We start from the raw sequence: 779 nt of genomic DNA, 5'->3' as shown, positions 1-779 counted from the left end.
GAGAGTGTAAAATATTTTGTGTAAATGAATAAAATCCATACAAAAAAGGAAGTCCCTTCTGTAGAATTAAGTTTACGACAACCAATTCACAGAAAAGAGGACTTCCCTATGAATGATTTTACTACAGAAATTGTGCAAACTCTAGTCACTAAAGGAGATTTAAATGAATTATTCCGTTCACACTTAGAAAGAGCGGTAAACACCCTCCTACGGACTGAATTAACGGCTTTCTTAGAGTATGAAAAATATGACCGCACTGGTTTTAATTCAGGTAATTCGAGGAACGGTTCTTATTCTCGATCCATCAAAACCGAATATGGTGAATTAACATTGGAGATACCTAGAGATCGAAATGGTGAGTTTAAACAACAAACTTTACCAGCCTACAAAAGAACAAATGACACATTGGAAACCACCATCATCCATTTGTTCGAAAAAGGCGTTACGATGTCTGAAATCGCTGATTTAATTGAAAAGATGTATGGGCATCACTATACTCCACAAACCATGTCCAACATGACTAAAGTGCTGACTGAAGAAGTAAATGCATTTAAAGTTAGAACTCTAAATGATAAGTATGTCGCTATTTTCATGGATGCTACTTATATTCCTTTAAAACGGCAAACCGTCTCCAAAGAAGCAATCTATATTGCCATGGGTATACGAGAAGACGGCACTAAAGAAGTACTAAGTTATGCGATTGCTCCGACTGAATCGACCTACGTTTGGAATGAGTTGTTACAGGACATTTACTCCAGAGGGGTTCATGATGTCTTACT

At 36.8% G+C, this 779-nt stretch carries 1 protein-coding gene; it reads left to right on the top strand.

Annotated elements, in window-relative coordinates; genetic code table 11:
* Positions 1–108 precede the first annotated feature (108 nt).
* A partial coding sequence (locus P7D84_RS13710) for an IS256 family transposase (protein ID WP_311806785.1) occupies positions 109–779 on the top strand: 671 nt, incomplete at its 3' end.

This window comes from Enterococcus dongliensis, assembly GCF_031927985.1.
GTDB lineage: Bacteria > Bacillota > Bacilli > Lactobacillales > Enterococcaceae > Enterococcus_A > Enterococcus_A dongliensis.
Note: the sequence above shows the minus strand (reverse complement) of the source record. Positions and strands in the feature narration are given on the sequence as shown.